Origin of the sequence: Rhizobacter sp. J219 (assembly GCF_024700055.1) — a bacterium.
Lineage (GTDB): Bacteria > Pseudomonadota > Gammaproteobacteria > Burkholderiales > Burkholderiaceae_C > Rhizobacter.
Genome location: NZ_JAJOND010000001.1, coordinates 5,106,494 through 5,127,568, shown reverse-complemented (window position 1 = coordinate 5,127,568; position 21,075 = coordinate 5,106,494). Strand labels below are relative to the sequence as shown.

General features: G+C 68.4%; 21 protein-coding genes. 12 read left to right on the top strand and 9 right to left on the bottom strand.

Annotated features, from left to right (window positions below; all coding sequences use genetic code 11):
- Positions 1-30 precede the first annotated feature (30 nt).
- Genes pilM through LRS03_RS24410 form a run of 8 tightly spaced genes read left to right on the top strand, consistent with a single transcriptional unit; the run spans position 31 to position 6,445 of the window.
- Positions 31-960, top strand: coding sequence for a type IV pilus biogenesis protein PilM (gene pilM, locus LRS03_RS24445; RefSeq protein WP_257828824.1), 930 nt, complete (start codon positions 31-33; stop codon positions 958-960).
- A complete protein-coding gene (locus tag LRS03_RS24440; protein ID WP_257828822.1) occupies positions 957-1,616 on the top strand; it encodes a hypothetical protein in 660 nt (219 codons plus the stop codon). Before pilM ends, LRS03_RS24440 begins: the two co-directional genes overlap by 4 nt.
- On the top strand, positions 1,613-2,176 hold the full coding sequence (locus LRS03_RS24435; RefSeq protein ID WP_257828820.1) for a type II secretion system protein M: 564 nt from the start codon (positions 1,613-1,615) through the stop codon (positions 2,174-2,176). Before LRS03_RS24440 ends, LRS03_RS24435 begins: the two co-directional genes overlap by 4 nt.
- Positions 2,167-2,346, top strand: a complete 180-nt coding sequence (locus LRS03_RS24430) for a hypothetical protein (RefSeq protein ID WP_257828819.1) — start codon at positions 2,167-2,169, stop codon at positions 2,344-2,346. Before LRS03_RS24435 ends, LRS03_RS24430 begins: the two co-directional genes overlap by 10 nt.
- On the top strand, positions 2,343-2,699 hold the full coding sequence (locus tag LRS03_RS24425) for an MSHA biogenesis protein MshK (protein WP_257828818.1): 357 nt from the start codon (positions 2,343-2,345) through the stop codon (positions 2,697-2,699). The genes LRS03_RS24430 and LRS03_RS24425 overlap by 4 nt, the downstream gene beginning before the upstream one ends.
- Positions 2,696-4,465, top strand: a complete 1,770-nt coding sequence (locus LRS03_RS24420; RefSeq protein WP_257828817.1) for a secretin N-terminal domain-containing protein — start codon at positions 2,696-2,698, stop codon at positions 4,463-4,465. The genes LRS03_RS24425 and LRS03_RS24420 overlap by 4 nt, the downstream gene beginning before the upstream one ends.
- Positions 4,466-4,475: 10 nt before the next feature.
- Positions 4,476-5,357 (top strand): ExeA family protein, encoded by an 882-nt coding sequence (locus tag LRS03_RS24415; RefSeq protein ID WP_308296462.1) that lies wholly within the window; start codon positions 4,476-4,478, stop codon positions 5,355-5,357.
- Entirely contained in the window at positions 5,354-6,445 is a 1,092-nt protein-coding gene (locus tag LRS03_RS24410) for a tetratricopeptide repeat protein (protein WP_257828815.1), read from the top strand. The genes LRS03_RS24415 and LRS03_RS24410 overlap by 4 nt, the downstream gene beginning before the upstream one ends.
- A 33-nt stretch (positions 6,446-6,478) precedes the next feature.
- On the opposite strand, the gene LRS03_RS24405 is transcribed toward LRS03_RS24410, so the two are convergent.
- Positions 6,479-7,153 (bottom strand): glutathione S-transferase family protein, encoded by a 675-nt coding sequence (locus tag LRS03_RS24405; RefSeq protein ID WP_257828813.1) that lies wholly within the window; start codon positions 7,151-7,153, stop codon positions 6,479-6,481.
- A gap of 158 nt (positions 7,154-7,311) precedes the next feature.
- Between LRS03_RS24405 and LRS03_RS24400 the strand changes: the two genes are divergently transcribed.
- Positions 7,312-8,073, top strand: coding sequence for a DUF4397 domain-containing protein (locus tag LRS03_RS24400; protein ID WP_257828811.1), 762 nt, complete (start codon positions 7,312-7,314; stop codon positions 8,071-8,073).
- Positions 8,074-8,159: 86 nt separating this feature from the next.
- Here the strand turns inward: LRS03_RS24400 and urtE are convergent, their stop codons facing one another.
- The 7 genes from urtE to LRS03_RS24365 all read right to left on the bottom strand — a co-directional run bounded on the left by urtE (position 8,160) and on the right by LRS03_RS24365 (position 16,682).
- Positions 8,160-8,852, bottom strand: a complete 693-nt coding sequence (gene urtE / locus LRS03_RS24395; RefSeq protein ID WP_257828809.1) for an urea ABC transporter ATP-binding subunit UrtE — start codon at positions 8,850-8,852, stop codon at positions 8,160-8,162.
- A gap of 6 nt (positions 8,853-8,858) precedes the next feature.
- Positions 8,859-9,761 carry an urea ABC transporter ATP-binding protein UrtD gene (gene urtD, locus LRS03_RS24390; RefSeq protein ID WP_257828808.1) on the bottom strand — a complete coding sequence of 301 codons (903 nt, stop codon included), beginning with the start codon at positions 9,759-9,761 and terminating at the stop codon, positions 8,859-8,861.
- Positions 9,758-10,837 carry an urea ABC transporter permease subunit UrtC gene (urtC, locus tag LRS03_RS24385; RefSeq protein WP_257829683.1) on the bottom strand — a complete coding sequence of 360 codons (1,080 nt, stop codon included), beginning with the start codon at positions 10,835-10,837 and terminating at the stop codon, positions 9,758-9,760. Before urtC ends, urtD begins: the two co-directional genes overlap by 4 nt.
- Positions 10,838-10,893: 56 nt before the next feature.
- A complete protein-coding gene (gene urtB / locus LRS03_RS24380) occupies positions 10,894-12,492 on the bottom strand; it encodes an urea ABC transporter permease subunit UrtB (RefSeq protein ID WP_257828807.1) in 1,599 nt (532 codons plus the stop codon).
- A 108-nt stretch (positions 12,493-12,600) separates the two neighbouring features.
- Complete coding sequence (urtA, locus tag LRS03_RS24375; protein ID WP_257828806.1) at positions 12,601-13,875, bottom strand: urea ABC transporter substrate-binding protein; 1,275 nt, start codon at positions 13,873-13,875, stop codon at positions 12,601-12,603.
- Positions 13,876-14,007: 132 nt separating this feature from the next.
- Positions 14,008-15,192 carry a glycosyltransferase gene (locus tag LRS03_RS24370; protein ID WP_257828805.1) on the bottom strand — a complete coding sequence of 395 codons (1,185 nt, stop codon included), beginning with the start codon at positions 15,190-15,192 and terminating at the stop codon, positions 14,008-14,010.
- Between the two features lie 11 nt (positions 15,193-15,203).
- Positions 15,204-16,682: an autotransporter outer membrane beta-barrel domain-containing protein gene (locus LRS03_RS24365; protein WP_257828804.1), complete on the bottom strand. Its 1,479-nt coding sequence runs from the start codon at positions 16,680-16,682 to the stop codon at positions 15,204-15,206.
- A gap of 249 nt (positions 16,683-16,931) precedes the next feature.
- Between LRS03_RS24365 and LRS03_RS24360 the strand changes: the two genes are divergently transcribed.
- Positions 16,932-17,498, top strand: coding sequence for an OmpA family protein (locus tag LRS03_RS24360; RefSeq protein ID WP_257828803.1), 567 nt, complete (start codon positions 16,932-16,934; stop codon positions 17,496-17,498).
- Positions 17,499-18,211: 713 nt separating this feature from the next.
- Entirely contained in the window at positions 18,212-19,303 is a 1,092-nt protein-coding gene (locus tag LRS03_RS24355) for a caspase family protein (RefSeq protein ID WP_257828802.1), read from the top strand.
- Positions 19,304-19,346: 43 nt separating this feature from the next.
- Here the strand turns inward: LRS03_RS24355 and LRS03_RS24350 are convergent, their stop codons facing one another.
- Positions 19,347-20,162, bottom strand: a complete 816-nt coding sequence (locus tag LRS03_RS24350) for a c-type cytochrome biogenesis protein CcmI/CycH (protein ID WP_257828801.1) — start codon at positions 20,160-20,162, stop codon at positions 19,347-19,349.
- 137 nt (positions 20,163-20,299) lie between these two features.
- Here LRS03_RS24350 and LRS03_RS24345 point away from each other — a divergent pair, with 137 nt between their 5' ends.
- Complete coding sequence (locus tag LRS03_RS24345; RefSeq protein ID WP_257828800.1) at positions 20,300-21,073, top strand: IclR family transcriptional regulator; 774 nt, start codon at positions 20,300-20,302, stop codon at positions 21,071-21,073.
- The last annotated feature ends 2 nt before the right edge of the window (positions 21,074-21,075 follow it).

Genomic DNA, 21,075 nt, shown 5'->3' with positions numbered 1-21,075 from the left:
ATACCCGGCGGGCCTTTCATGGTGCGCGTGATGTTCAACCGACGAGAACAACCTGGCTGGATGGCAGTGGTGCCGCGCAAGCAGAGCGTGGACTTCGCCCATGTCGTGCGCGGCGGCGAACGCCCCGTGCTGCGGCTGCTCGACAGCCAGCCGCGCAACGGCGGCGAGGCCCAGGCGCTGGCCCACGCACGCCGCACCCACCACCTGCAGCGCTACCGCTGCACCACCTGGGTCGACCCGAGCGCCTACCAGATGGTGCAGGTCGCTCGCCCCAAGGTCGAGCCGGCCGAGCTGCGCGCGGCGCTGCGCTGGAGCATCAAGGATTCGCTCGACTTCCCCGTCGAGCAGGCGATGGTCGACGTGCTGCCGGTGCCGACCGACGGCATGCCCGCCGGCCGTGACCCGCTGGCCCTGGTGGTCGCCGCCAAACGCGACAAGCTGCAGGAGCGTGTGCAGGCCTTCCAGGCTGCCAAGCTCAAGCTCGCGGTGATCGACGTGGTCGAGACCGCGCAGCGCAACATCGCCACCCTCTTCGAGACCCCGGGCCGCGGCATCGCGATGCTCGGCCTGCACGAAAGCGGCGGCCTGCTCACCTTCAGCCGCGGCGGCGGTTTCTACGGCCTGCGCCACATCGACATCAACCTGGCCGCGCTGGCCGACGCCGACCAGCGCGCCGCCGTCTTCGAGCGTGTCGGCCTGGAGCTGCAGCGCTCGCTCGACGGCTTCGACCGCCAGTTCAGCCAGGTGCCGCTGTCGCGCCTCTTGATCGCCGGCCACCCGGCCGCCGAGAGCTTCTCGAATTTCCTCAAGGACAACCTCTACCTGCCGGTGGAAGTGGCCGACCTCGCAACCGTGCTCGACCTCGGCCGCCACGCCGACACGCTGCAGGACGTGACGCAGCAACACGCCTGGTATGTGCCGATCGGCATGGCCTTGCGTGACGAGAGCGTGCTGTCATGACGCAGAACATCAATCTCTATGACCCGTCGCTGCGTGCCAAGCGTGAATGGCTGACCGCCGTCAACGCGGCCACCGCCATCGGGGTGTGCCTGCTCGCGGTCACGCTCGGCAGTGCCTGGGCGCTGCACGATGTGTCGAAGCTGCGCCAGCCCGCCGCCGACACCTCGGCCGCGCTCGAAGCCGCGCAGCAGCAGCTGATCGACCTCAACCAGCGTGTGACCGAACTCAAGCCCGATCCCAGGCTGCAGGCCGAACTGCGGCTGATGCAGCTGACCGTCACCCAGCGGCAGTCGGCCTTCGTGATGCTGCAGGCCGGAGGCCTCGGCCACGAGACCGGGCATGCCAACGCGCTCGGCGCTTTTGCGCGCCAGTCCATCCAGGGCCTGTGGCTGACGGGCGTGGTGCTCGACCAGCAGCAGGTCGCGTTGCGCGGCCGCTCGATGAGCCCCGAGCTGATCCCCACCTACGTGAGCCGGCTCAACAAGGAAGCGGCACTGCAGGGCCGCTCGTTCCGTGCGCTCAGCATCGAGCGCCCCGAGCAGGCGGCTGCGGCCTCCGCGCCGGCGCGCAGCGCGCCCTTCGTAGAGTTTTCGCTGGTCAGCGCCCAGGGCGCGGAAGCGCTCGCCAAACCGTCCTCGGCGGAGGACAAGCGATGAACGCGCGCCTGAAGCAATACCTCACCCAGTACGCCGCCCGCTACACCGCCCTGGCGCCGCGCGAGCGGGCCCTGCTGCCGGCTGCGATCTGTTTCGCGATCCTGATGCTCGGCCACCTGCTCATCATCGAGCCGGCCATCAAGGAGCGCCGCCTGCTGCAGCAGCGCCTCACGCAGGAAGGCAACGACCTCGCGGTCGCCCAGGCCCAGCTCACCGTGCTGCGCGCCAAGGTCAACAACCCTGACGCCGAAGCCCGCGCCCAGCTCGAAGCGCTGCGCCTGCAGGCCCGCAGCGTCGACGACCAGTTCAAGCAGCTGCAAGGCTCGCTCGTGCCGCCGCAAGACATGAGTCAGTGGCTCTCGGGCCTGCTGCAGGCGCAACGCGGCCTGCAGCTGGTCGGCCTGCGCACGCTGCCGGTCACCTCGGTGTCGGACCTGGTGGACGGCAAGAAGCCCACCGCCACGGCCACGCCCGCCGCAACACCGGCCTCGGCCGCGACGTCCTCCAACGCCGACAACGCCCCCCCGACGCCTGGCTCTACCGCCACGGCGTGGAGGTGACGGTGCGCGGCAGCTACCCCGAACTCGTCGGCTACCTGCAGTCGCTGGAGCGCATGCCGCGCCGCGTGTACTGGGGCGAGCTGAGGCTCGACGCACAACAAAGCCCCGCGGTGGTGATGACGCTCGTCGTCTACACCTTGAGCGTGGAAAAAACCTGGTGGGTGATATGAGCCGAACCTTTGCGATCCTCTGCCTGCTGGCCACGGTGTCGGCCGGCGCCCAGACGGTGCTGCCCGATCCGACGCGCCCGCCGGCCGGCCTGCAGGCCGCCGGCGCTGCCTCGGCTCAGGAAGTGCCCGACGCCCTCGTGCTGCAGTCGGTGCTGATGGGCCCCGGCCGCACGCCGGCCGCCGTGATCAGTGGCCGTCTGGTCGCCCTCGGCGACACCGTCGGCGATGCCCGCCTCGCCCGCATCACCGCCCACAGCGTGCAGCTGCACGGCGCGCAAGGCACGACCACGCTCACCCTGGTGCCCGAGGGGCAGAAAACATCACGGCCCTCCAAGTGGAGCCCTGGCAAATGAACCACACCCCGAACCCGTTGCACCGCCCCAGGCGCATGTCCTGGCCTGCCGCTTTCGTGGGCATGACGATGCTGCTCGCCGGCTGCGCCACCGAGAAACTGCCGCCGCAGGCCACCTTCGACCGCATCAAGGACGAAATGGCCCGCGCCTCCGCACGCGACGCCGGCAAACCCACGAGCCCGCCGCCCGACGCGGTGAACCGCGCCCTGCTGCCACCGCTGGCCGCCGAGCCGGTGAAGCTGCCGGCACCGAGCGAGCCGCGCTTCGACCTGGCCGTCTCCAACGCCCCGGCGCAGCAGGTCTTCCTGCAGATCGTGACCGGCACGCGCTACAGCATGCTCGTCGCCCCCGAGGTGACCGGCGTGGTGGCGCTGAACCTGAAGAACGTGACCGTGCGCGAAGCGCTCGACGCGATGCGCGACCTCTACGGCTACGAGTACACGATGCAGGGCAACCGCATCCACATCCAGCCCAACACGCTGCAGACGCGCATCTTCCAGGTCAACTACCTGGCCGCCAAGCGCAACGGCAGCAGCGACACGCGCGTGATCTCGGGCTCGATCTCCACCTCCAGCGGCGGCTCGGGCAACAGCGGCACGCCGGGGTCGAGCACGCCCTCGCAAGGCAGCGGCGGCAGCACGCAGGTCAGCTCGCAGAGCAGCCACGTCTCCACCGGCTCGGAGCACGACTTCTGGAAGGACCTGAGCACCACGCTCGCCGGTCTCATCGGCTCCGAAGGCGGGCGCAAGGTGATCGTCAACCCGCTGTCGGGTGTGATCGCCGTGCGCGGCTTCCCGCAGGACCTGCGCAACACCGAGAACTACCTGCGCATGACGCAGCTGATCGTCGAGCGCCAGGTGATGATCGAAGCCAAGATCATCGAAGTGCAGCTCGCCGACAGTTCCACCAGCGGCGTCAACTGGTCGGCCTTCCGCAATGCGTCGAGCCACCTCTCGGCCGGCCCCATCAGCCCAGGCACCACGCTGCTGACCAGCGGCGCCATGACCACCGGCACGGGCACCGCGGGCTCGTCGTTCGGTGCGGTCGCGGGGGCCAGCCTCATCAGCGATTCCACCAACCTCGGCAGCCTCTTCGGCCTCGCCTTCCAGAGCGCCAACTTCGCCGCGATGCTGCAGTTCCTGGAGACGCAGGGCAGCGTGCAGGTGCTCTCCAGCCCGCGCGTGGCCAGCATCAACAACCAGAAGGCGGTGCTCAAGGTGGGTACCGACGAGTTCTTCGTGACCGGCGTCACCACCACCGTCACCACCTCCGGCACCGGCGCGCCCATCGTCACGCCCACCATCAACGTGCAACCGTTCTTTTCGGGCATCTCGCTCGACATCACGCCGCAGATCGACGAGAACGACCAGGTCATCCTGCACCTGCGCCCGTCGGTGAGCGTGGTGGCCGAGAAACAGAAGAACGTGAACCTGGGCACCCAGCTCGGCACCTTCCAGCTGCCGCTCGCCTCGAGCACGGTGAACGAAAGCGACTCGGTGGTTCGGGTGCAAGACGGCTCCATCGTCGCCATCGGCGGCCTCATGAAGCAGCAGCAGACGAACACCGCCTCGGGCCTGCCCGGCACCACCGACTACGCGCTCGGTGGCCTGGTCGGCACCAAGAGCCGCAGCGGCCTGAAGAGCGAGCTCGTGATCCTGCTCAAGCCGACCATCCTGCGCAACGAGCGCAGCTGGCAGGCCGACGCCGCCGACACGCAGGAACGGCTGAACCAGTTCCAGACCCGCGCGGGCACCCGCGCTCCCTGACACTTTCCCGTTGAGCCGCACCGCCATGTACCTCGCCCACTTCGGCCTGCGCGAACTGCCCTTCGGGTTGACGCCCGACACCGCGTTTGCCTACGCGACGCGGGCCCACCAGGAGGCGCTCAACACGCTGCTGATCGCCTCGACCCACGGTGAAGGCTTCATCAAGATCACCGGCGAGGTGGGCACCGGCAAGACGCTTCTGTGCCGCCGCTTCCTCGCCTCGCAAGGCAGCGAGGTCGTGACCTGCTACCTGCCCAACCCGCTGCTCACGCCGACCACGCTGATGCTCGCGCTGGCCGACGAGCTGGAACTCAAGCTCTCGCCTCAGGCCAGCGAATACGAGCTGATCAAGGCCATCAACCAGGAGCTGCTCGCACTCGCCGCCGAAGGCCGCCGCGTGATCGTCTGCGTGGACGAGGCGCAGGCGCTGCCGCTCAAGAGCCTGGAGACGCTGCGCCTGCTCTCGAACCTGGAAACCGAGAAGCGCAAGCTGCTGCAGGTGGTGCTGCTCGGCCAGCCCGAGTTGGACGCGCGCCTCGCGCTCAGCTCGATGCGCCAGCTGCGCCAGCGCATCGCCTTCCACTACCGCCTGACCGGCATGGACCGGCCCGAGCTGCGCCACTACCTGCACCACAGGCTCAACGTGGCGGGCCGCCACGGCGTCGAACTCTTCAGCGCCGGCGCCATCGCCGCGCTGCAGCGTGCGACCGGCGGCACGCCGCGGCTCGTCAACATCCTCGCGCACAAGGCACTTCTCGCGGTCTATGGCGCCGGGCTCGACACGGTCGAAACCGCGCACGTGCGCGCCGCCGCCCGCGACACCGACGGCGCGCGGTCGTGCGCGCCCTTCGGCCTCAACTGGTGGCACAAGCTGAACTGGAGCGCGCGATGAGCCTCTTGAACCAGGTGCTGCGCGACCTCGACCAACGCCAGGCCTCGGGCGCCCCGGCCACCGTGAAGGTGGCGGCTCCGCGCTCAGTCGCACCGAGCGCCAACCAACGGGCGATGCGCTGGGCGCTGGGCGCCGCAGCCACGCTTGCGGCCATCGTCGCCGGAGGCTGGGCGCAAGGCAGCATCCCATGGCCCGCCAAGCGCGCCGAGCCGCCGGTGGCCGCAGCGCCGGTGACACCCGTGATGCCGGCAACCCCCGTCGCCGTGGCGCCGGTCGTGCCGGCCTCTGCGGTGCCCGTGTCCTTGCCCGCGCCGGCTCGGGCACCCGTGGCCGTGACCGCACCGACACCCGCCGCCGCACGCGAACCCGCGGCCGTGCAGGTCGCCATCGCCGCGCCCACCGTGCGCAGCAAACCTGTCGCCGCCCCGAAGCCGGTGGACGAACCGCCGCAGCCCGCCGCCGTCGCCAAGCCGGAAGCCCGCATCGAACTGCGCAGCGCCGCGCGCTCACCGCAAGAGCGTGCCGAAGCCCAGTACCAGCGTGGCGTGACCGCGCACCAGGCCGGCCAGATCAACGACTCGGCCAGCGCCTTCAGCGCCGCGCTGCGCGAAGACCCGCGCCATGCGGGCGCACGGGTGGCCCAGGCCGGCCTGCTGATCGGCCAGTCGCGCCACGACGAAGCGCTGGCGCTGCTGAAGGAAGGCATCGCGCTCGCACCGACGCAGCCGCAGCTCGCGCTGATGCTCGCCCGCATGCAGGCCGAGCGGCAGGACTGGGCCGCGGCTGCCGAGACGCTGCAAGCTGCCAGCCCGCACGCGACCCCGAACACCGTCGACAGCGCCGAGTTCCACGGCCTGCACGCCGCCATCCTGCAGCGCGCCGGGCGCCACGCCGAGGCGGTCGAGAAGTACGGCCTCGCGCTGCGCGTTGCACCGGGCCGCGGCGTGTGGTGGATGGGCCTTGCGATCTCGCTCGAAGAGATCGGCCAGGCCGACACCGCCCGCGCCGCCTTCCAGCGCGCCAAGTCAATGGGCCTGCCCGAAGGCGCGGCCGGCTACGTCGACGCCCGGCTGCGTCAGCTGGGCTGAGGCACGTCCCGTCGCCTCAAGCAGCTCGGCGGATCAATCGTTCGCGAAGCTGTATGGCCCGCCACGCTCCAGCGCGCGCTGGTAGGCAGGGCGGGCATGGATGCGTTTCAGGAACGCCATCAACTTCGGCCGTGAGGCGTCGAGCCCGGCCCGCTGTGCCGCCGCTTCGAGGGGGAAGCTCATCTGGATGTCGGCGGCGCTGAACTCAGGCCCCGCGAACCACTCGCTCTTGCCCAACTCGCCTTCCATGAAATCGAGCTGGCGTTTCAGGTTCGGGTCGACCAGCGTGCCCTGCACCTTCTGCGAGATGGCCTTGGCGATCGGTTTGACGAAGAACGGCATCTTGGTGCGCTCGATCGTGGTGAAGACGAGCTTCATCAAGAGCGGCGGCATTGCCGAGCCTTCGGCGAAATGCATCCAGTAGCGCCAGCGCAGCTTCTCAGGTGAGCCCGCGGGCGGCACCAGGCGGCCGTTGCCGTAGCGCTCGACCAGGTACTCGATGATCGCGCCCGATTCGGCGATCGTCGTGCCGTCATCCGTGATGACCGGCGACTTGCCCAGCGGGTGCACCTGCACGAGTTCAGGCGGCGCGAGCATGGTCTTCGCGTCGCGCTGGTAGTGCTTGATCTCGTAGGGCAGGCCCAGCTCTTCGAGCAGCCACAGCACACGCTGCGAGCGGGAGTTGTTCAGGTGGTGGACAGTGATCATCGAAAGCAGCCCCGGTGCGAAGGAAGGCCGCATTGTGGCGACAAGGGCCGATCCGTGCAGCACGGTGTTGTCCGACACGCAACTCAGCCGCCGCTGACAGGCCAAACGCCGCGTCGACCCTAAATTCAGCCAGCCCCTGACTCCCACGAGGTTGACCGATGAAGATGCTGCGCAATGTGCTCCTGGCCTGTGCCCCTTTGATGCTGCTCGCCGCCTGTGGCGGTGGCGATGACAGCGTGGACGACCGCCTGAGCGTCGCCGACCCGAAGGTGCGATTCGTGCACGCCTACGAGGGCGGCCCGGCAGTCGGCCTGTACCGCAATGGCGGCACCATCGGCGGCGTCGACGGCGTGAACTACCGCTTCGCCTCCAACTACTTCGACGTGAGCAGCACCGCGGCCGACTACAGCGTGCGCACCACCACGGGCGGGTTGCAGCTCGCCAACGTCAACTTCGACCCGCACCAGGGCGACAAGTACACCTTCGTCGCCTACGCCGGCCCCCTGGGCGCACCGGGCGTGCTCTTCATCGAAGACCCGTACAACAAATCGCTCACGAGCAACGATGCACGTGTGCGCGTGGTCAACGGCTCGAACAACACCACCGCCGTTGATGTCTACCTGACGGCGCCGTCGACCGACATCGCGACCGTCTCGCCCAACTACAGCAATGTCACGCTCGGCAGCGCGGTACCGGGCACCGGCGCCGACTCGCACGAATTCGGCGCCAACAACTACCAGCTGCGCATCACGACCGCCGGCACGAAGAGCGTGATCTTCAATGCGCCGCTGAACCTGTCGCAAAACGCCGACCTGCTGCTGGTCACGGTGCCAAGTGGCTTGCTGCCGAACCAGATCAAGGTGCTGGCCGTGACGGCGGACTCGGGGGTCACTGCGCCCGAGATCACGACGACGCCCTGAGCGGGCCGAGCGCCGGGCCGCTCCCAAGCCGGCCCCCGCGGAAGATCGGCCGGCGTACCACCGCCGGCCGAGGGGTTGTCAGATCGTCAGATCGACATTCTTTCGCGCACGCCCTCGGCTTCCATGTGGTCGCCGTGGCCGCGCTGCACGATCTCGCCCCGCTCCATGACCAGGTACTGGTCGGCCAGCTCGGCGGCGAAGTCGTAGTACTGCTCGACCAGCACGATCGCCATCGTGCGGCGGTCGGCCAGCATGCGGATCACGCGGCCGATGTCCTTGATGATGCTGGGCTGGATGCCTTCGGTCGGCTCGTCGAGGATCAGGAGCTTCGGCCCCGCGGCGAGCGCGCGCGCGATGGCGAGCTGCTGTTGCTGGCCGCCTGACAGGTCACCGCCGCGGCGGTGGAGCATCTGCTTGAGCACCGGGAAGAGCTCGAACATCTCGTTCGGGATCGGCGTGCTGCCCTTCTTGTAGGCCAGGCCCATGCGCAGGTTCTCTTCCACCGTGAGGCGGCTGAAGATCTCGCGGCCCTGCGGCACGTATCCCACGCCCTTGCGCACCCGGTCGTACGAGGTGTCGCGTGTGATGTCGACGCCGTCGAGCTGGATGGTGCCGGTCTTCACCGGCACCACGCCCATCAGGCTCTTCAAGAGCGTGGTCTTGCCCACGCCGTTGCGCCCGAGGATCACGGTCACTTCGCCCAGGCGGGCTTCGAACGACAGGTTGCGCAGGATGTGCGAGCCGCCGTAGAACTGGTTGATGCCTTCGACTTTCAACATGGCGGCTCAGCGTCCCAAATAGACTTCGACGACCTTCTCGTTCGCCTGCACATCGGCGAGCGTTCCTTCGGCCAGCACGCTGCCTTCGTGCAGCACCGTCACCTTCTTCGGCGGATCGTTGGGAGACTTCGCCCGCGTGAGTTCGTCGATGAACTTCATGTCGTGCTCCACCACCACCAGCGAGTGGTTGCCTTCGAGCGAGAGGAAGAGTTCGGCGGTGCGCTCGGTCTCCTCGTCCGTCATGCCGGCCACCGGCTCGTCGAGCAGCAGCAGCTTCGGGTCCTGCATCAAGAGCATGCCGATCTCAAGCCACTGCTTCTGGCCGTGGCTCAGGAGGCCGGCAGTGCGCTGGGCGCTGTCTTTCAGGTGGATGAGCTTGAGCATGTCGCCGATGCGGTCGGCCTGCTCGCTGTTGAGGCGGAAGAACATCGACTGCTTGACGCCCCGGTCGCCCGCGAGCGCCAGCTCCAGGTTCTCGAACACCGACAACTGCTCGAAGACGGTGGGCTTCTGGAACTTGCGGCCGATGCCGGCGGAGGCGATCTCGTTCTCGCGCATGCGCAGGAGGTCGATGGTCGAGCCGAAGAAGGCCTTGCCCACATCGGGCCGGGTCTTGCCGGTGATCACGTCCATCATCGTGGTCTTGCCCGCGCCGTTGGGGCCGATGATGCAGCGCAGCTCGCCGGCGCTGATGTTGAGGCTGAGCGCATTGAGCGCCTTGAAGCCGTCGAAGCTCACCGTGATGTCGTCGAGGTAGAGGATGGCGCCGTGCGCCACGTCGAGCTCACCCGGCGTGACGACGCGGCTGTAGCTGTGCTGGCGACCGCCCGACGAGCCGGGCCCGGTGCTCTTTTTCGCTTCCATCGCCTGGCGCGTGCGGGCGCCGGCTTGCATCAGCTCCGGGGTCATGCCTTCTCTCCCTCTTTGGAGCCCGTGAGCTTGCGCACGAGGCCGATGATCCCTTGCGGCAGGAAGAGCGTCACCGCGATGAAGAGCGCCCCCAGGAAGTAGAGCCAGAACTCCGGAAAGGCCTGGGTGAACCAGCTCTTCGCGCCGTTGACGAAGAAGGCTCCGACGATCGGGCCGATGAGCGTGGCCCGGCCACCGACCGCCGCCCAGATCGCCATCTCGATGCTCGCCGCGGGCGACATCTCGCTCGGGTTGATGATGCCGACCTGCGGCACGTAGAGCGCACCCGCAATGCCGCACATCACCGCCGAGATGACCCAGATGGTGAGCTTGTAGCGCAGCGGGTCGTAGCCGGTGAACATGACGCGGCCTTCGGCATCGCGGATGGCCTGCAGCACACGCCCGAACTTGCTTGCGATCAGCCAGCGCGCGAAGACGAAGAAGCCGATCAGCGTCAAGCCCGTCAGCACGAAGAGGAACATCTTCATCTGCGGCGTGGTGATCGTGATGCCGAGGATTCGCTTGAAGTCGGTGAAGCCGTTGTTGCCGCCGAAGCCCGTCTCATTGCGGAAGAAGAGCAGCATCGCGGCAAACGTCATCGCCTGCGTGATGATCGAGAAGTACACGCCCTTGATGCGCGAGCGGAAGGCGAAGTAGCCGAAGATGAAGGCCAGCACGCCCGGCACCAGGACCACCATCGCCATCTGGAAGAGGAAGCTGTCGCTGCCCGCCCAGTGCCACGGGAATTCCTTCCAGTTGAGGAACACCATGAAGTCGGGCATGTCGCTCTGGTACTGCCCGTCGCGGCCGATCTGGCGCATGAGGTACATGCCCATGGCGTAGCCGCCGAGCGCGAAGAAGAGGCCGTGGCCGAGCGAGAGGATGCCGGTGTAGCCCCAGATCAGGTCCATCGCCAGCGCGCAGATGGCGTAGCACATGATCTTGCCGACGAGCAGCACGGCGAAGTCGCTCATGTGGAAGACGCTGTCTGGCGGCACCACGAGGTTGAGCACCGGGGCCACCACCAGCACCGCGAGCAGCGAGGCCAGCACGCCGTACCAGCTCTTGAGCGACATCAGGCGCGTCGGTGACGACACCGTCGGGATCGTAGGGGTCGAGGGGATGACCGCGCTCATGCTTCAGCACTCCGGCCTTTCATCGCGAAGATGCCCTGCGGCCGCTTCTGGATGAACACAACAATGAAAACCAGCACCATGATCTTGGCCAGTACCGCACCGGCCCAGCCTTCGAGGAGCTTGTTGATCACGCCCAGGCCGAGCGCCGCGTAGACGGTACCGGCGAGCTGGCCCACGCCGCCGAGCACCACGACGAGGAAGCTGTCGACGATGTAGCTCTGGCCGAGGTCGGGGCCCACGTTGCCCACCTGCGAGAGCGCACAGCCCGCGAGGCCTGCGATACCAGAGCCGAGGGCGAAGGCGTAGGTGTCGACCTTGGCGGTGTTGACGCCCACGCAGGCCGCCATGCGGCGGTTTTGCGTGACGCCACGCACGAAGAGGCCGAGGCGCGTGCGTGCCACGAGGTAGGCCAAACCGCCCAGCACCAGCATCGCGAAGACGATGATCGCGATGCGGTTGAAGGGCAGCGTGAGGTTGGAGAGTACCGAGACACCGCCCGACAACCACGCCGGGTTCTCGACCGGCACGTTCTGCGCGCCGAAGATCGTGCGCACCCCCTGCATCAGCACCAGGCTGATGCCCCAGGTGGCGAGCAGCGTCTCGAGCGGACGGCCGTAGAGCCAGCGGATCACGCTGCGCTCCATCGCCGCACCGACCAGCGCCGACGCAAAGAACGAGATCGGAATCGCCGCCAGGATGTAGTAGTCGAAGACCCCCGGCAGGTAGCTGCGGAAGAGGTTCTGCGTCACGTAGGCGGCATAGGCGCCGATCATGATCAGCTCGCCGTGCGCCATGTTGATCACGCCCATCAGCCCGTAGGTGATGGCGAGGCCCAGCGCGGCGAGCAGCAGGATGGAGCCGAGGCTGATGCCGGTGAACACCACGCCGGCACGCTCGCCCCAGGCGAGCTTGGATCGGATGCCGTCGAGGGCCTGCGTGAGGGCCGCCCGCACTTCGGGATCGGTCTCGGCATCGGGCGCCAGGCGCTCCTGCAGCAGGCTCGCGACGGTGGGCTCGCTGCTTTCGGCGAGCGACTTCACGGCGGCCAGGCGCTTGGCCTTGTCGGACGATGACACAAGAATGGCCGCGCGCATGCGTTCCAGCGCGTGCTTGAGCCCGGCATCGGTCTCGGCGGCCACGGCCTTGTCGAGCAGCACCAGTTGCGATTCGTCGATGGTCTGCTTGGCCATCTCGGTGATCGCCGTGCGGCGTGTCTCCACGTCGGGCGAGACGAGCTGCAGCGCGGCCTGGGCGGCCTGCAGCGCGCCCTTCATGCGGTTGTTGCTCACCACGTCTTCGGCGTTCTCGGGCAGCGTGGCCGCGGCGCCGGTGGCAGCATCGGTGGCCTTGTCGTCGCGCACGACGAACACCTTGTCGCCGGCGATCTTCACCGCGTCGTCGAGCAAGGCTTGAACAAACGGCGCGAGGTCGGTGGCGCCGTCGGCAACCGCCTTGTTGAGTGCAGCGATGCGTTCGTCGCTGTCGCCTTCGGCGATGGCCTTGGCCTGCTGCGGCGTCAGCGCATGCGCATGGCCGAAGGCCAGCAACAGCAGCGCAAACAGGGCGCAGGCAAATAGTCGGGTGGTCAGAGACATGGCTCTTGTGGGTTGCCCCGCCCTCCGCGGGGACCAAACACGAAGAGGCCCTGCCCTTTCGCAGGCAGGACCTCCGTTCAGTGAATCAGGAGAAAGCTCTTCTCAAGCTCACTTCTTTTCCGGAACGTTCTTCTTGCCCTTGTTCTCGGGGATGTAGTCGCTCCACGGGTCGGCCACCACCGGGCCCTTGGTCTTCCACACCACGTTGAACTGGCCGTCGGCCTTCACTTCGCCGATGAACACCGGCTTGTGCAGGTGGTGGTTTTCCTTGTCCATCGTGGAGGTGAAACCACCCGGGGCCTTGAAGGTCTGGCCAGCCATGGCGGCGATGACCTTGTCGGTGTCGGTCGACTTGGCCTTCTCGACTGCCTGCGCCCACATGTGGATGCCGATGTAGGTGGCTTCCATCGGGTCGTTGGTCAGCGGCTTGTCCTTGTGGCCGGCGATGTTCTTGGCCTTGGCGTAGGCGCTCCACTGCTTGATGAAGGCGTCGTTCGTCGGGTTCTTGATCGACATGAAGTAGTTCCAGGCGGCCAGGTGGCCGACCAGCGGCTTGGTGTCGACGCCGCGCAGCTCTTCTTCACCCACCGAGAACGCCACCACCGGCACGTCGGTCGCCTTCAGGCCCTGGTTGCCCAGTTCCTTGTAGAAGGGCACGTTGGAGTCGCCGTTGATGGTCGACACGACGGCCGTCTTCTTGCCTTCGGCCGAGAACTTCTTGATCTTGGCGATGATGCTCTGGTAGTCGGAGTGGCCGAAGGGGGTGTACTCCTCCATGATGTCGGCCTCGGCGACGCCCTTGCTCTTCAGGAAGGCGCGCAGGATCTTGTTGGTGGTGCGCGGGTAGACGTAGTCGGTGCCCAGCAGCACGAAGCGCTTGGCCGAGCCGCCGTCCTTGCTCATCAGGTATTCGACCGCGGGGATCGCTTGCTGGTTGGGCGCGGCACCCGTGTAGAACACGTTCTTCGACAGCTCTTCACCTTCGTACTGCACGGGGTAGAAGAGCAGCGAGTTGTTCTGCTCGAAAACCGGCAGCACCGACTTGCGCGACACGCTGGTCCAGCAGCCGAAGACGACGGCGACCTTGTCCTGCGAGATCAGCTGCTTGGCCTTTTCGGCGAACAGCGGCCAGTTCGACGCCGGGTCGACGACCACCGGCTCAAGCTTCTTGCCGAGCACGCCGCCCTTGGCGTTGATCTCGTCGATCGTCATCAGGGCCACGTCCTTCAGCACGGTCTCGGAGATGGCCATCGTGCCCGACAGCGAGTGCAGGATGCCGACCTTGATGGTCTGGGCTTGGGCAAAGGCCGGCAGGCCGAGGGCGGCCACGCCCAGCGACACGGCGCTGAGGGCTTTCGCGAAAGTGCGGCGGGTGGAAGTCATGTAGGGAAGCTCCTTGGGTTGTGTCTCACGGTCCCCTCCTGTGGGGTGGACAGAACGCAGGTTACGGAGCGGGGGCGGGGTGGCATATACGACAGATGGCGTAGGGACCCACCACGACCCTCGCCCGGCGCTTCAGGTGAGCAGCGACTCCGCCGCTTCCACGATCCGGCCTGTCAAGGCTGCGGGGTCGAACGCCGCATGGCGCTGTGCAAGCGCTCGAGCCGCCTGCGCATGCGGCCCATCCTGCCTCACCATCGCGGCGATCAGCGACGCATACGGCGCCGGTTGTGGCTGCAGCGCTGCATTCACGCCGGCACCGCTGCGTTCGACCTGTCGCGCGATCAGGTGCTGCTCTGCGTGCTCGGGCAGCATCAACACCGGAATGCCCAGCCTGAGCGCCTGCGCGACTGTGGCTTGGCCTGCATGGCAGACCATCAGAGAACTGCGCGGCAATGCGAGCCGCAGGTCGAGCGGGTGGCGGCTGATGTGCAGCGTGGGGGCATGCACCGGCGCGTCGCCTTCGCCCGGCAGGTAGCACAGCGTCGGCAAACCCGAGGCTGCAAGCGCCTGCAGCACGTCGGCATGACCGGGGTGCGAGCGGCGCAGGTAGGCCAGCACATGCGGGCCCGTGCCGGTGGGCCACGCCGGTTCTGCGCCGGGGGCGTATTCGCAATCGGGGCCGGCGTACTCGCCCTCGCCGCGGCCAAGCCCGCCGTAGTGGTCGAGCTCGGGCCAGGTGCACAGCAAGGTGCGCTCGGGATAGAAAAGATCACACAGATGATCGAGCGGCGCGGCACCGGCATCGGCCAACACCGTGTTCACCTGGCGCAGCACCTGAGCGTCCACGTCGGCCGCATGCGCTGGGGGCGGCGGCGCCCAGTCGCGAAACACCGGCAGCGGCGACAGCCGCGGCGGCACCGAGAAGCCATGCCCGATGTGCACCGCCGGCACCCTCGCCGCACGCGCGGCGAGCAGCGCGGTGGGGGCATGGTCGGCGATGACGACATCGCAGCCGCTCGCGTCGATGAGCGATTGCCACGCGGCCACCAGGCCGGCCAGGTGGCTGGCGTCGCCGTGGCCGCACGACACCAGCACGTCGGCCATGGTCCAGGCGGGCTGCGGCGTGACGTTGATCGCGAGCGGCGCCTGGTACACCCGGCCCAGCTCGGGCGGCAGCAAGGCCCGTGCGCCCATCACGTCGCGCAGCGCGAAGCTGATCCCATGGCCGCGCGCCTTGAGCGCCGCCGCGACGGGCCGAAGCCGCGTGAGGTGGCCGAGGTGGGCCCCCAGCTCCCAGGCCATCAGCACGCGGGCCATGCGGCAGCCGATCAAAGCTCGAAACGCAGGCCGAGCCCGAGGCGCTGGCTGCGGTAGCCCTTCTGCGCCACGCCGGTCTCGTAGTCGGCATACCAGCTCATGCCGCCCTGGTGCACGCTCGACACCCCCAGCGCCACGTTGCCATACCCCGCGCTGGTGTCGGCGCTGGTGGGGAGGAGCACGGTGGTGTTGCCGTTGACCAGCGTCGCGCTGGCGGCGTCGCGCGTGCGTTGCGTGCGGTGCGTGGCTTCAACACGCACGTACGGCAGCACCAGCCCCCACGACACCGGCACGCTCGTCTGCACCTGCGCGCCGAGGTTGTAGCTGGTTGAGCGCACCGTCTGCCGGCTCACGCTCAAGGCCTCGGTGCTGCCGCTTTCCTCGAAGGCCTCGATGCGCGAGGTGACGCTGTCGATGCGCACATAGGGCCCGAGGCTCCAGGCGCCGAAGTTGATGTCGCGCCCAGCCGACAGGCTGAGCCCCAGCCCTTTGCCGCCGGGCCTGGCCTCGGCCATGCCGCCGATGCCATCGTCGCGCTGCAGGGCATAGCGCGTGGCCTCGTAGCTCAGGGTCGCGCTCACGTAGGCCGAATCGGCGACGTTCCAGTTTGCATACGCCGTCACCTGGCCGCCCCGGCTCTTCTGCTCGCTGACCGATTCGGCGAAGTCGATGCGGGCCCGCGAGCCACCGGCATTGGCACCGATCACCCAATCGTCGTTCAAGCGGTAGTCGGCACCGACCGACAGCGCCGTGCTGCGCAGCTTGAATTCGGACTGCGTGTCGCTGCGGTTCTGGCGCAGGTAGTCGCCGAGGCCAAGCAGGTAGACGCCCATGCGTCGGGTGTCTCGGGCCGCGGCAGCGGGGTCGTCGGTCTTCAGGACCGGCAACGGCACGCCCTGCATCTCGAAGGCCGGCACGTTGCGGTGGCGCCGCAGCGTGCGCATGCGCGACTGCGCGTGGTCGAGGTTGCTCTGCAGGCGCTGGCCCTGTACCGCCATGAGCGGCGTGGCGAGCTCGCCGGCGGTGGTGGTCGGAGCCACGCAGTCGTGGTCGTGGCGGCGCACCCGTTGCGCGCGTGCACGCGGCGCGTTTGCGGTGGCCACCTCACCCGGGCACGGCAGGGTCACCACCGTGGTCGGGTAGCCCCCTTCACCGGCCACGCTCACCAGGCCGCCGTAGCCGGTGTCGATGGCCGAGACGTAGTAGGTGTGCTCGCCCGGCAGGGCCGGCACGGTGAGCGTGCCGCCGGCCACGTTGCGATTGCCGAGCGGCGACGAGCTGCCTGGAGGCCCGATGTGCCAGACCTCGCTGCCCGAGGTGATGGCCAGGTTGGTGTCGGTGTCGATGCAGTTGCCGACCAGCGCCACTGTGCTGCCGGAGACCATGGCGCTCGGCGAACACTCGATGGCCGCCGACGCATCGGCCGCGACGGACAGGAGACATGGCAACACGGCCAAGGATGACAGCGATGTGATGTTGGATTTCTTCATGGTGTTGTTGTGGAAGATCACGTGCGGCCCCTCTCTCACGCCGCCCGTCTGGACAAAAAAGCCGCGATCATCCAGACATCACCCTCGAGCGCACATCCCCTTTGCGGGTGGATGCCATGTGGACGTCGGGGCGTGCGCCACACCGTTTCCGTTGGTTGCATTTGGGTGTCTCGCGCTCCCTCCGATGTGGGGGCTGTCGAGCGCATACCGCATGGAAAAATCCGCGGTTGCGTTCACAGGGAGAAAAGAATGAACACCAAGCTCACACTCGCCACGCTGGCGTGTCTCGTCACGCCTTGGCTCACGCAGGCGCAGACCGTGATGGTCTACGGCGAAGGCCAGCAGCCCACCGCTCAAGAGGTGGCCGACATCCTCTTTCGCGGTGCGAGCGAAGCGACCAAGCTGCGCGGCCAGGCGCCGATCAACGGCCGCTCGCCGTTTGCGCTGCTGGAGCAGACGCCCACCAGGAACCCGGCCGACGCCAGCGCCGTGTCGGTGCCGGTGCCATTCGATTTCGATTCGGCCACGCTCAACGCCAAGGCACGCCAGCAGCTCGACGTGATCGCCGAAGGCATCCGCCTCACCGAAGGCACGGTGAAGGTGGTCGTCGAAGGCCACACCGACGCGAAGGGCAGCGTGCACTACAACGAAAGCCTCTCACTGCGCCGTGCCGCGGCCGTGCGCAGCTACCTCGTCAACGTGAAGAAGCTGCCGGTGTCGCAACTCGGCGTCGAAGGCAAGGGGCCGCACAAGCTGCTCGACAAGAGCGACCCGTACAACGGCAGCAACCGCCGCGTTCAGTTCCGCGCCGGCTGAGCTTGTCATGAGGCTGCTGTCGACGCCGCGTGCGCGGCAAGGGGTGCTTGCGGGCATCGCGCTGCTGTTGGGCCTTGTCTGGAACACCACTGCGAAAGCGGCCGACGCACCGACCGCGCAGGCCGAGCCGGCGGATGGTCTGGTGCACTGCCTGCTGCCTGGTCAGGTGAGGCGGCTGGGCCTGAGCACCACCGTCATGCCGCGGCGGGCCACGCGCCTGTCGCCTTCGCAGTGCCAGGCGGCGGGCGGTGAATACGTCGAGCCACAGGTGCAGGCGCAGACGGCGGGCTCGTCCCCCGCGAACACCACGGCCACGAGTGGTGGCACTGCCGCCCTTGCGTCCACGCCAGACCGGCCCGTGACTGTCGCGGCCTTGCTGCCGCTGGCCAGCCAGGGAGTGCCTGCCGCGCAAACGACGATGGCCGAACTGCTCGACCAGCGTGGCGAGCGCGCCGAAGCGCAGTCGTGGTACGAGAAGGCCGCCGCCCAAGGCTCCGCTCGCGCGCTGATCGGCCTGGCCGGCTTCCTGGAGAAGAGCGCCATGCTCGCCGCGGCCCAGGGCCTGAGTTCGCTCGACGCGTACCGCCGCATCGGCTCGCTCGTGCAACAGGCGACGGGGGGCCTGGTGGCAGGCCTTTCCATCCAGCGGGCAGAGCGTCTGCGTGTCGACGTGGTCTCGCCGCTCGGTGCCATGCCGCTGCCGCGCGTGGCCGGTGCACCCATCACGCTCGAGAGCGCGCCCCGGGCCGCTGGAGGTGGTGGTGCGGGTGGCCAGCACCAACGGCGTGAAGTCCGTGCGGGTGAATGGCCAGGTGCAGGCCACCGACGCGCAAGGGCTGCTGAGCATTCCCCTCACGGTGCGCGACGCTCCGTCAACCGTGCTGGTGCAAGCCGAAGACGAAGTGGGCGCACAAGCGCAGGCCGAGCTGAAGCTCGTGCAGCGCTCGGCGCCCCTGGTGGCGAGCACGGCGCCGGCCGCCACAACGCCTGCCAGCGCCGTGCTGGCCGCGACCGCGGTCACACCGCTCAACACCCCACCGCTCACCCCACCGCTCGCCCCGCTGATCAGCGGCAAGCGCCACGCCCTCGTCATCGCCAACCAGGCCTATAAACGCTGGACGCCGCTCGACACGCCGCGCGCCGATGCGCACGCCGTCGCCACCGTGCTCAAGCAACGCTTCGGCTTCGAGGTGACGCTTCTGCAAGACGTGACGCGCCAGCAGCTGCTGTCAGGCTTGAGCAAACTGCGCCAGCAGGTCGGCCCGCAGGACCAGGTGGTCGTGTACTACGCCGGCCACGGCCAGATGGACACGGTGACCGCCCGCGGCTACTGGATTCCCGTCGACGGCGACGAGAAAGACATTGCGCAGTGGGTGTCGGTGATCGACGTGACCGACCAGCTCTCGGCCATGAGTGCCCGCCACGTGCTGGTGATCGCCGACTCGTGCTACTCGGGCACGCTCACCCGCTCGCTGGTGCCGGCCGTCGACCAGGCCTTGACGCTGGAACAGCGCGTGGGCCCGCTGCGCCAGCTGAGCCAGCAGCGTGCACGTGTGGCGATGACCTCGGGCGGCATGGAGCCGGTGGTCGATGGCGGCAGCATCAACCACTCGCTCTTCGCCCGCAGCCTGCTCGATGTGCTGGGCCAGGTGCACTCACCGATGGCCGCGCAGGAACTGCACGGCGCAGTGGCGGCCCGCTTTGCACACCTGGCGCGCCGGCTCAAGATCCAGCAGCAGCCGCAATACGCCCCGATCGGCTTTGCCGGCCACGAGGCGGGTGACTTCGTGCTCGCGCCGATCTGACACGCGTCAGAAACCCGACTCAAAAGCGCAGCGCGACAGCCGGCTACTTTCCGACCACGTTCGCAATCGCGATCTGCAGCCCGCTGGCCCCCGCGGCCACGGGCGGCGAGTGGCCTTCCAGATCACCCGGCCGGGCCTGGCCTTCGCCGCTCTTGCTCACGCGGGCGGTGACCACCACGCGCGGGAAGGCGGAGACCTTCGCGTCGGGCCACATCGCCATGCTGTCGTCGAGCGAGAAGCTGAACGGCAGGTCCTTCACCTGCTTGCGGATCACCGCCAGCGGCATGGGCGGACCCTCCACCGCTCGGGCGAAGATGAAGACCGTGTCGGCCGGGTTCGCCTGTTGCGAGAGGCTGGGCGACAAGGCCACGGTGCCGCTGATCGCCTGGCCCATCGGCGCGGCGGGCGGACCTGATGAGCCGGACTCGGCCACATCCATGACCAGTGCGGGCGCCGAGGCGCCCTCGGTGCCGCGCAGCACGGCTGCACCATCGGCTGTGGCACTGGCGCGCGCCGGCGTGGCGAAGGAGCGCGACGACACGGCCCACGCATACGTGAGCGCCGCAGCGGCCACTGCCGCCACACCCGCGCCGATGACCCAGCGCAGCGCATCCGACTTCGCCGGCGTGGCAGGCATCGTCAACGGCGGCAGGAGCACGGCATCGGGCCGCATGTCGCCCATCATCACCGTCGCCGGCCACTCTTCATCGGGATCGGGGCTGCGCATCACGGCATCAACCAGCTTGCGCTCGAGCAGCGCGCGGGCCTCCGCGTATTGCGGGTCGTTCACGAAACCGGTGACGTGCTGCTCGTGCAGATCCTGCAGGCGTTTGCGCAGCGACTGGACTTCCTCGTTCATCCGCGTATTGCATCACGGTCCACTCGCCCACAGGACCTTTCCCAGCCACGAAGAAGGTGACTCCCCCATTGGTGGGTGCGTGCAACGCTGCGCCATACTGCGGCTCCACACGCGCACGCCCCGTCAGACCGCTGCTCATGCCCTCACGCCCCGCCCCTGCCCCCAAGCTGTCGCCCGGTTACGCCGCCAACATGGAAGGTGTGGCCGCCGTCGAGCGGGCGCTCGCCATCGTCGAGGCGATCGAGCGCGCCGAACAGCCGCTTACGCTCACCGGCGTCGCGGAAACCACCGGCCTCTACAAGAGCGCGGTGCTGCGCATGATGGTCACGCTGGAGCGGCGCGGCCTCGTGCTGCGGCGGCAAGACCAGCGCTATGTGCTGGGGCCGCTCGCCTTTCGACTCGGGCGCGCCTACGAACGCAACAACCGGCTGGAAGAACAGCTCGCACCGCTGATGCAGGCGCTGGTGGAGCGGGGCACCGAAAGCCCGTCGTTCCACGTGCGGCAGGACGACGAGACCCGCCTGTGCCTGCTGCGCTTCGACTCGCGCCACTCCACGCTCGACCGCGTGCGCGCCGGCGACCTGCTGCCGCTCAAGCGCGGTGCGGCGGGCAAGGTGCTGCTGCGTTTCGGCACCGGTGATGCCGAGGCGTTCGGCGGCGAACTCGCCGAATACTCCTTCGGCGAGCGCGACCCGCTGTGCGGCGCGGTGGCCGGGCCGGTGTTCGGGCCCGGTGGCCAGCTGCTCGGGGCGCTGTCGCTGTCGGGTCCGCTCGATCGCTTCACCGAATCAGCGGTGAAGAAGATGGTGAAGCCGCTGCTCGAAGCCTGCGAAGCCGCCACGCGCCAACTGGGAGGCGTTTGGCCCGCCGCCGAGCGCACCGCTCGGCGCACATCATCGCCGCGCCACTAGCC

Excerpts from the sequence above, each read along its gene's own strand:
- LRS03_RS24405 (WP_257828813.1), bottom strand. The coding sequence starts at position 7,153 with ATGATCACTGTCCACCACCTGAACAACTCCCGCTCGCAGCGTGTGCTG.
- LRS03_RS24410 (WP_257828815.1), top strand. The coding sequence starts at position 5,354 with ATGAGCCTCTTGAACCAGGTGCTGCGCGACCTCGACCAACGCCAGGCC.
- LRS03_RS24400 (WP_257828811.1), top strand. The coding sequence starts at position 7,312 with ATGAAGATGCTGCGCAATGTGCTCCTGGCCTGTGCCCCTTTGATGCTG.
- pilM (WP_257828824.1), top strand. The coding sequence starts at position 31 with ATGTTCAACCGACGAGAACAACCTGGCTGGATGGCAGTGGTGCCGCGC.
- LRS03_RS24345 (WP_257828800.1), top strand. The coding sequence starts at position 20,300 with ATGCCCTCACGCCCCGCCCCTGCCCCCAAGCTGTCGCCCGGTTACGCC.
- urtD (WP_257828808.1), bottom strand. The coding sequence starts at position 9,761 with ATGACCCCGGAGCTGATGCAAGCCGGCGCCCGCACGCGCCAGGCGATG.
- LRS03_RS24350 (WP_257828801.1), bottom strand. The coding sequence starts at position 20,162 with ATGAACGAGGAAGTCCAGTCGCTGCGCAAACGCCTGCAGGATCTGCAC.
- LRS03_RS24440 (WP_257828822.1), top strand. The coding sequence starts at position 957 with ATGACGCAGAACATCAATCTCTATGACCCGTCGCTGCGTGCCAAGCGT.
- urtA (WP_257828806.1), bottom strand. The coding sequence starts at position 13,875 with ATGACTTCCACCCGCCGCACTTTCGCGAAAGCCCTCAGCGCCGTGTCG.
- LRS03_RS24370 (WP_257828805.1), bottom strand. The coding sequence starts at position 15,192 with ATGGCCCGCGTGCTGATGGCCTGGGAGCTGGGGGCCCACCTCGGCCAC.
- LRS03_RS24360 (WP_257828803.1), top strand. The coding sequence starts at position 16,932 with ATGAACACCAAGCTCACACTCGCCACGCTGGCGTGTCTCGTCACGCCT.
- urtC (WP_257829683.1), bottom strand. The coding sequence starts at position 10,837 with ATGTCGCTCAAGAGCTGGTACGGCGTGCTGGCCTCGCTGCTCGCGGTG.
- LRS03_RS24425 (WP_257828818.1), top strand. The coding sequence starts at position 2,343 with ATGAGCCGAACCTTTGCGATCCTCTGCCTGCTGGCCACGGTGTCGGCC.
- urtE (WP_257828809.1), bottom strand. The coding sequence starts at position 8,852 with ATGTTGAAAGTCGAAGGCATCAACCAGTTCTACGGCGGCTCGCACATC.
- urtB (WP_257828807.1), bottom strand. The coding sequence starts at position 12,492 with ATGTCTCTGACCACCCGACTATTTGCCTGCGCCCTGTTTGCGCTGCTG.
- LRS03_RS24420 (WP_257828817.1), top strand. The coding sequence starts at position 2,696 with ATGAACCACACCCCGAACCCGTTGCACCGCCCCAGGCGCATGTCCTGG.
- LRS03_RS24435 (WP_257828820.1), top strand. The coding sequence starts at position 1,613 with ATGAACGCGCGCCTGAAGCAATACCTCACCCAGTACGCCGCCCGCTAC.
- LRS03_RS24365 (WP_257828804.1), bottom strand. The coding sequence starts at position 16,682 with ATGAAGAAATCCAACATCACATCGCTGTCATCCTTGGCCGTGTTGCCA.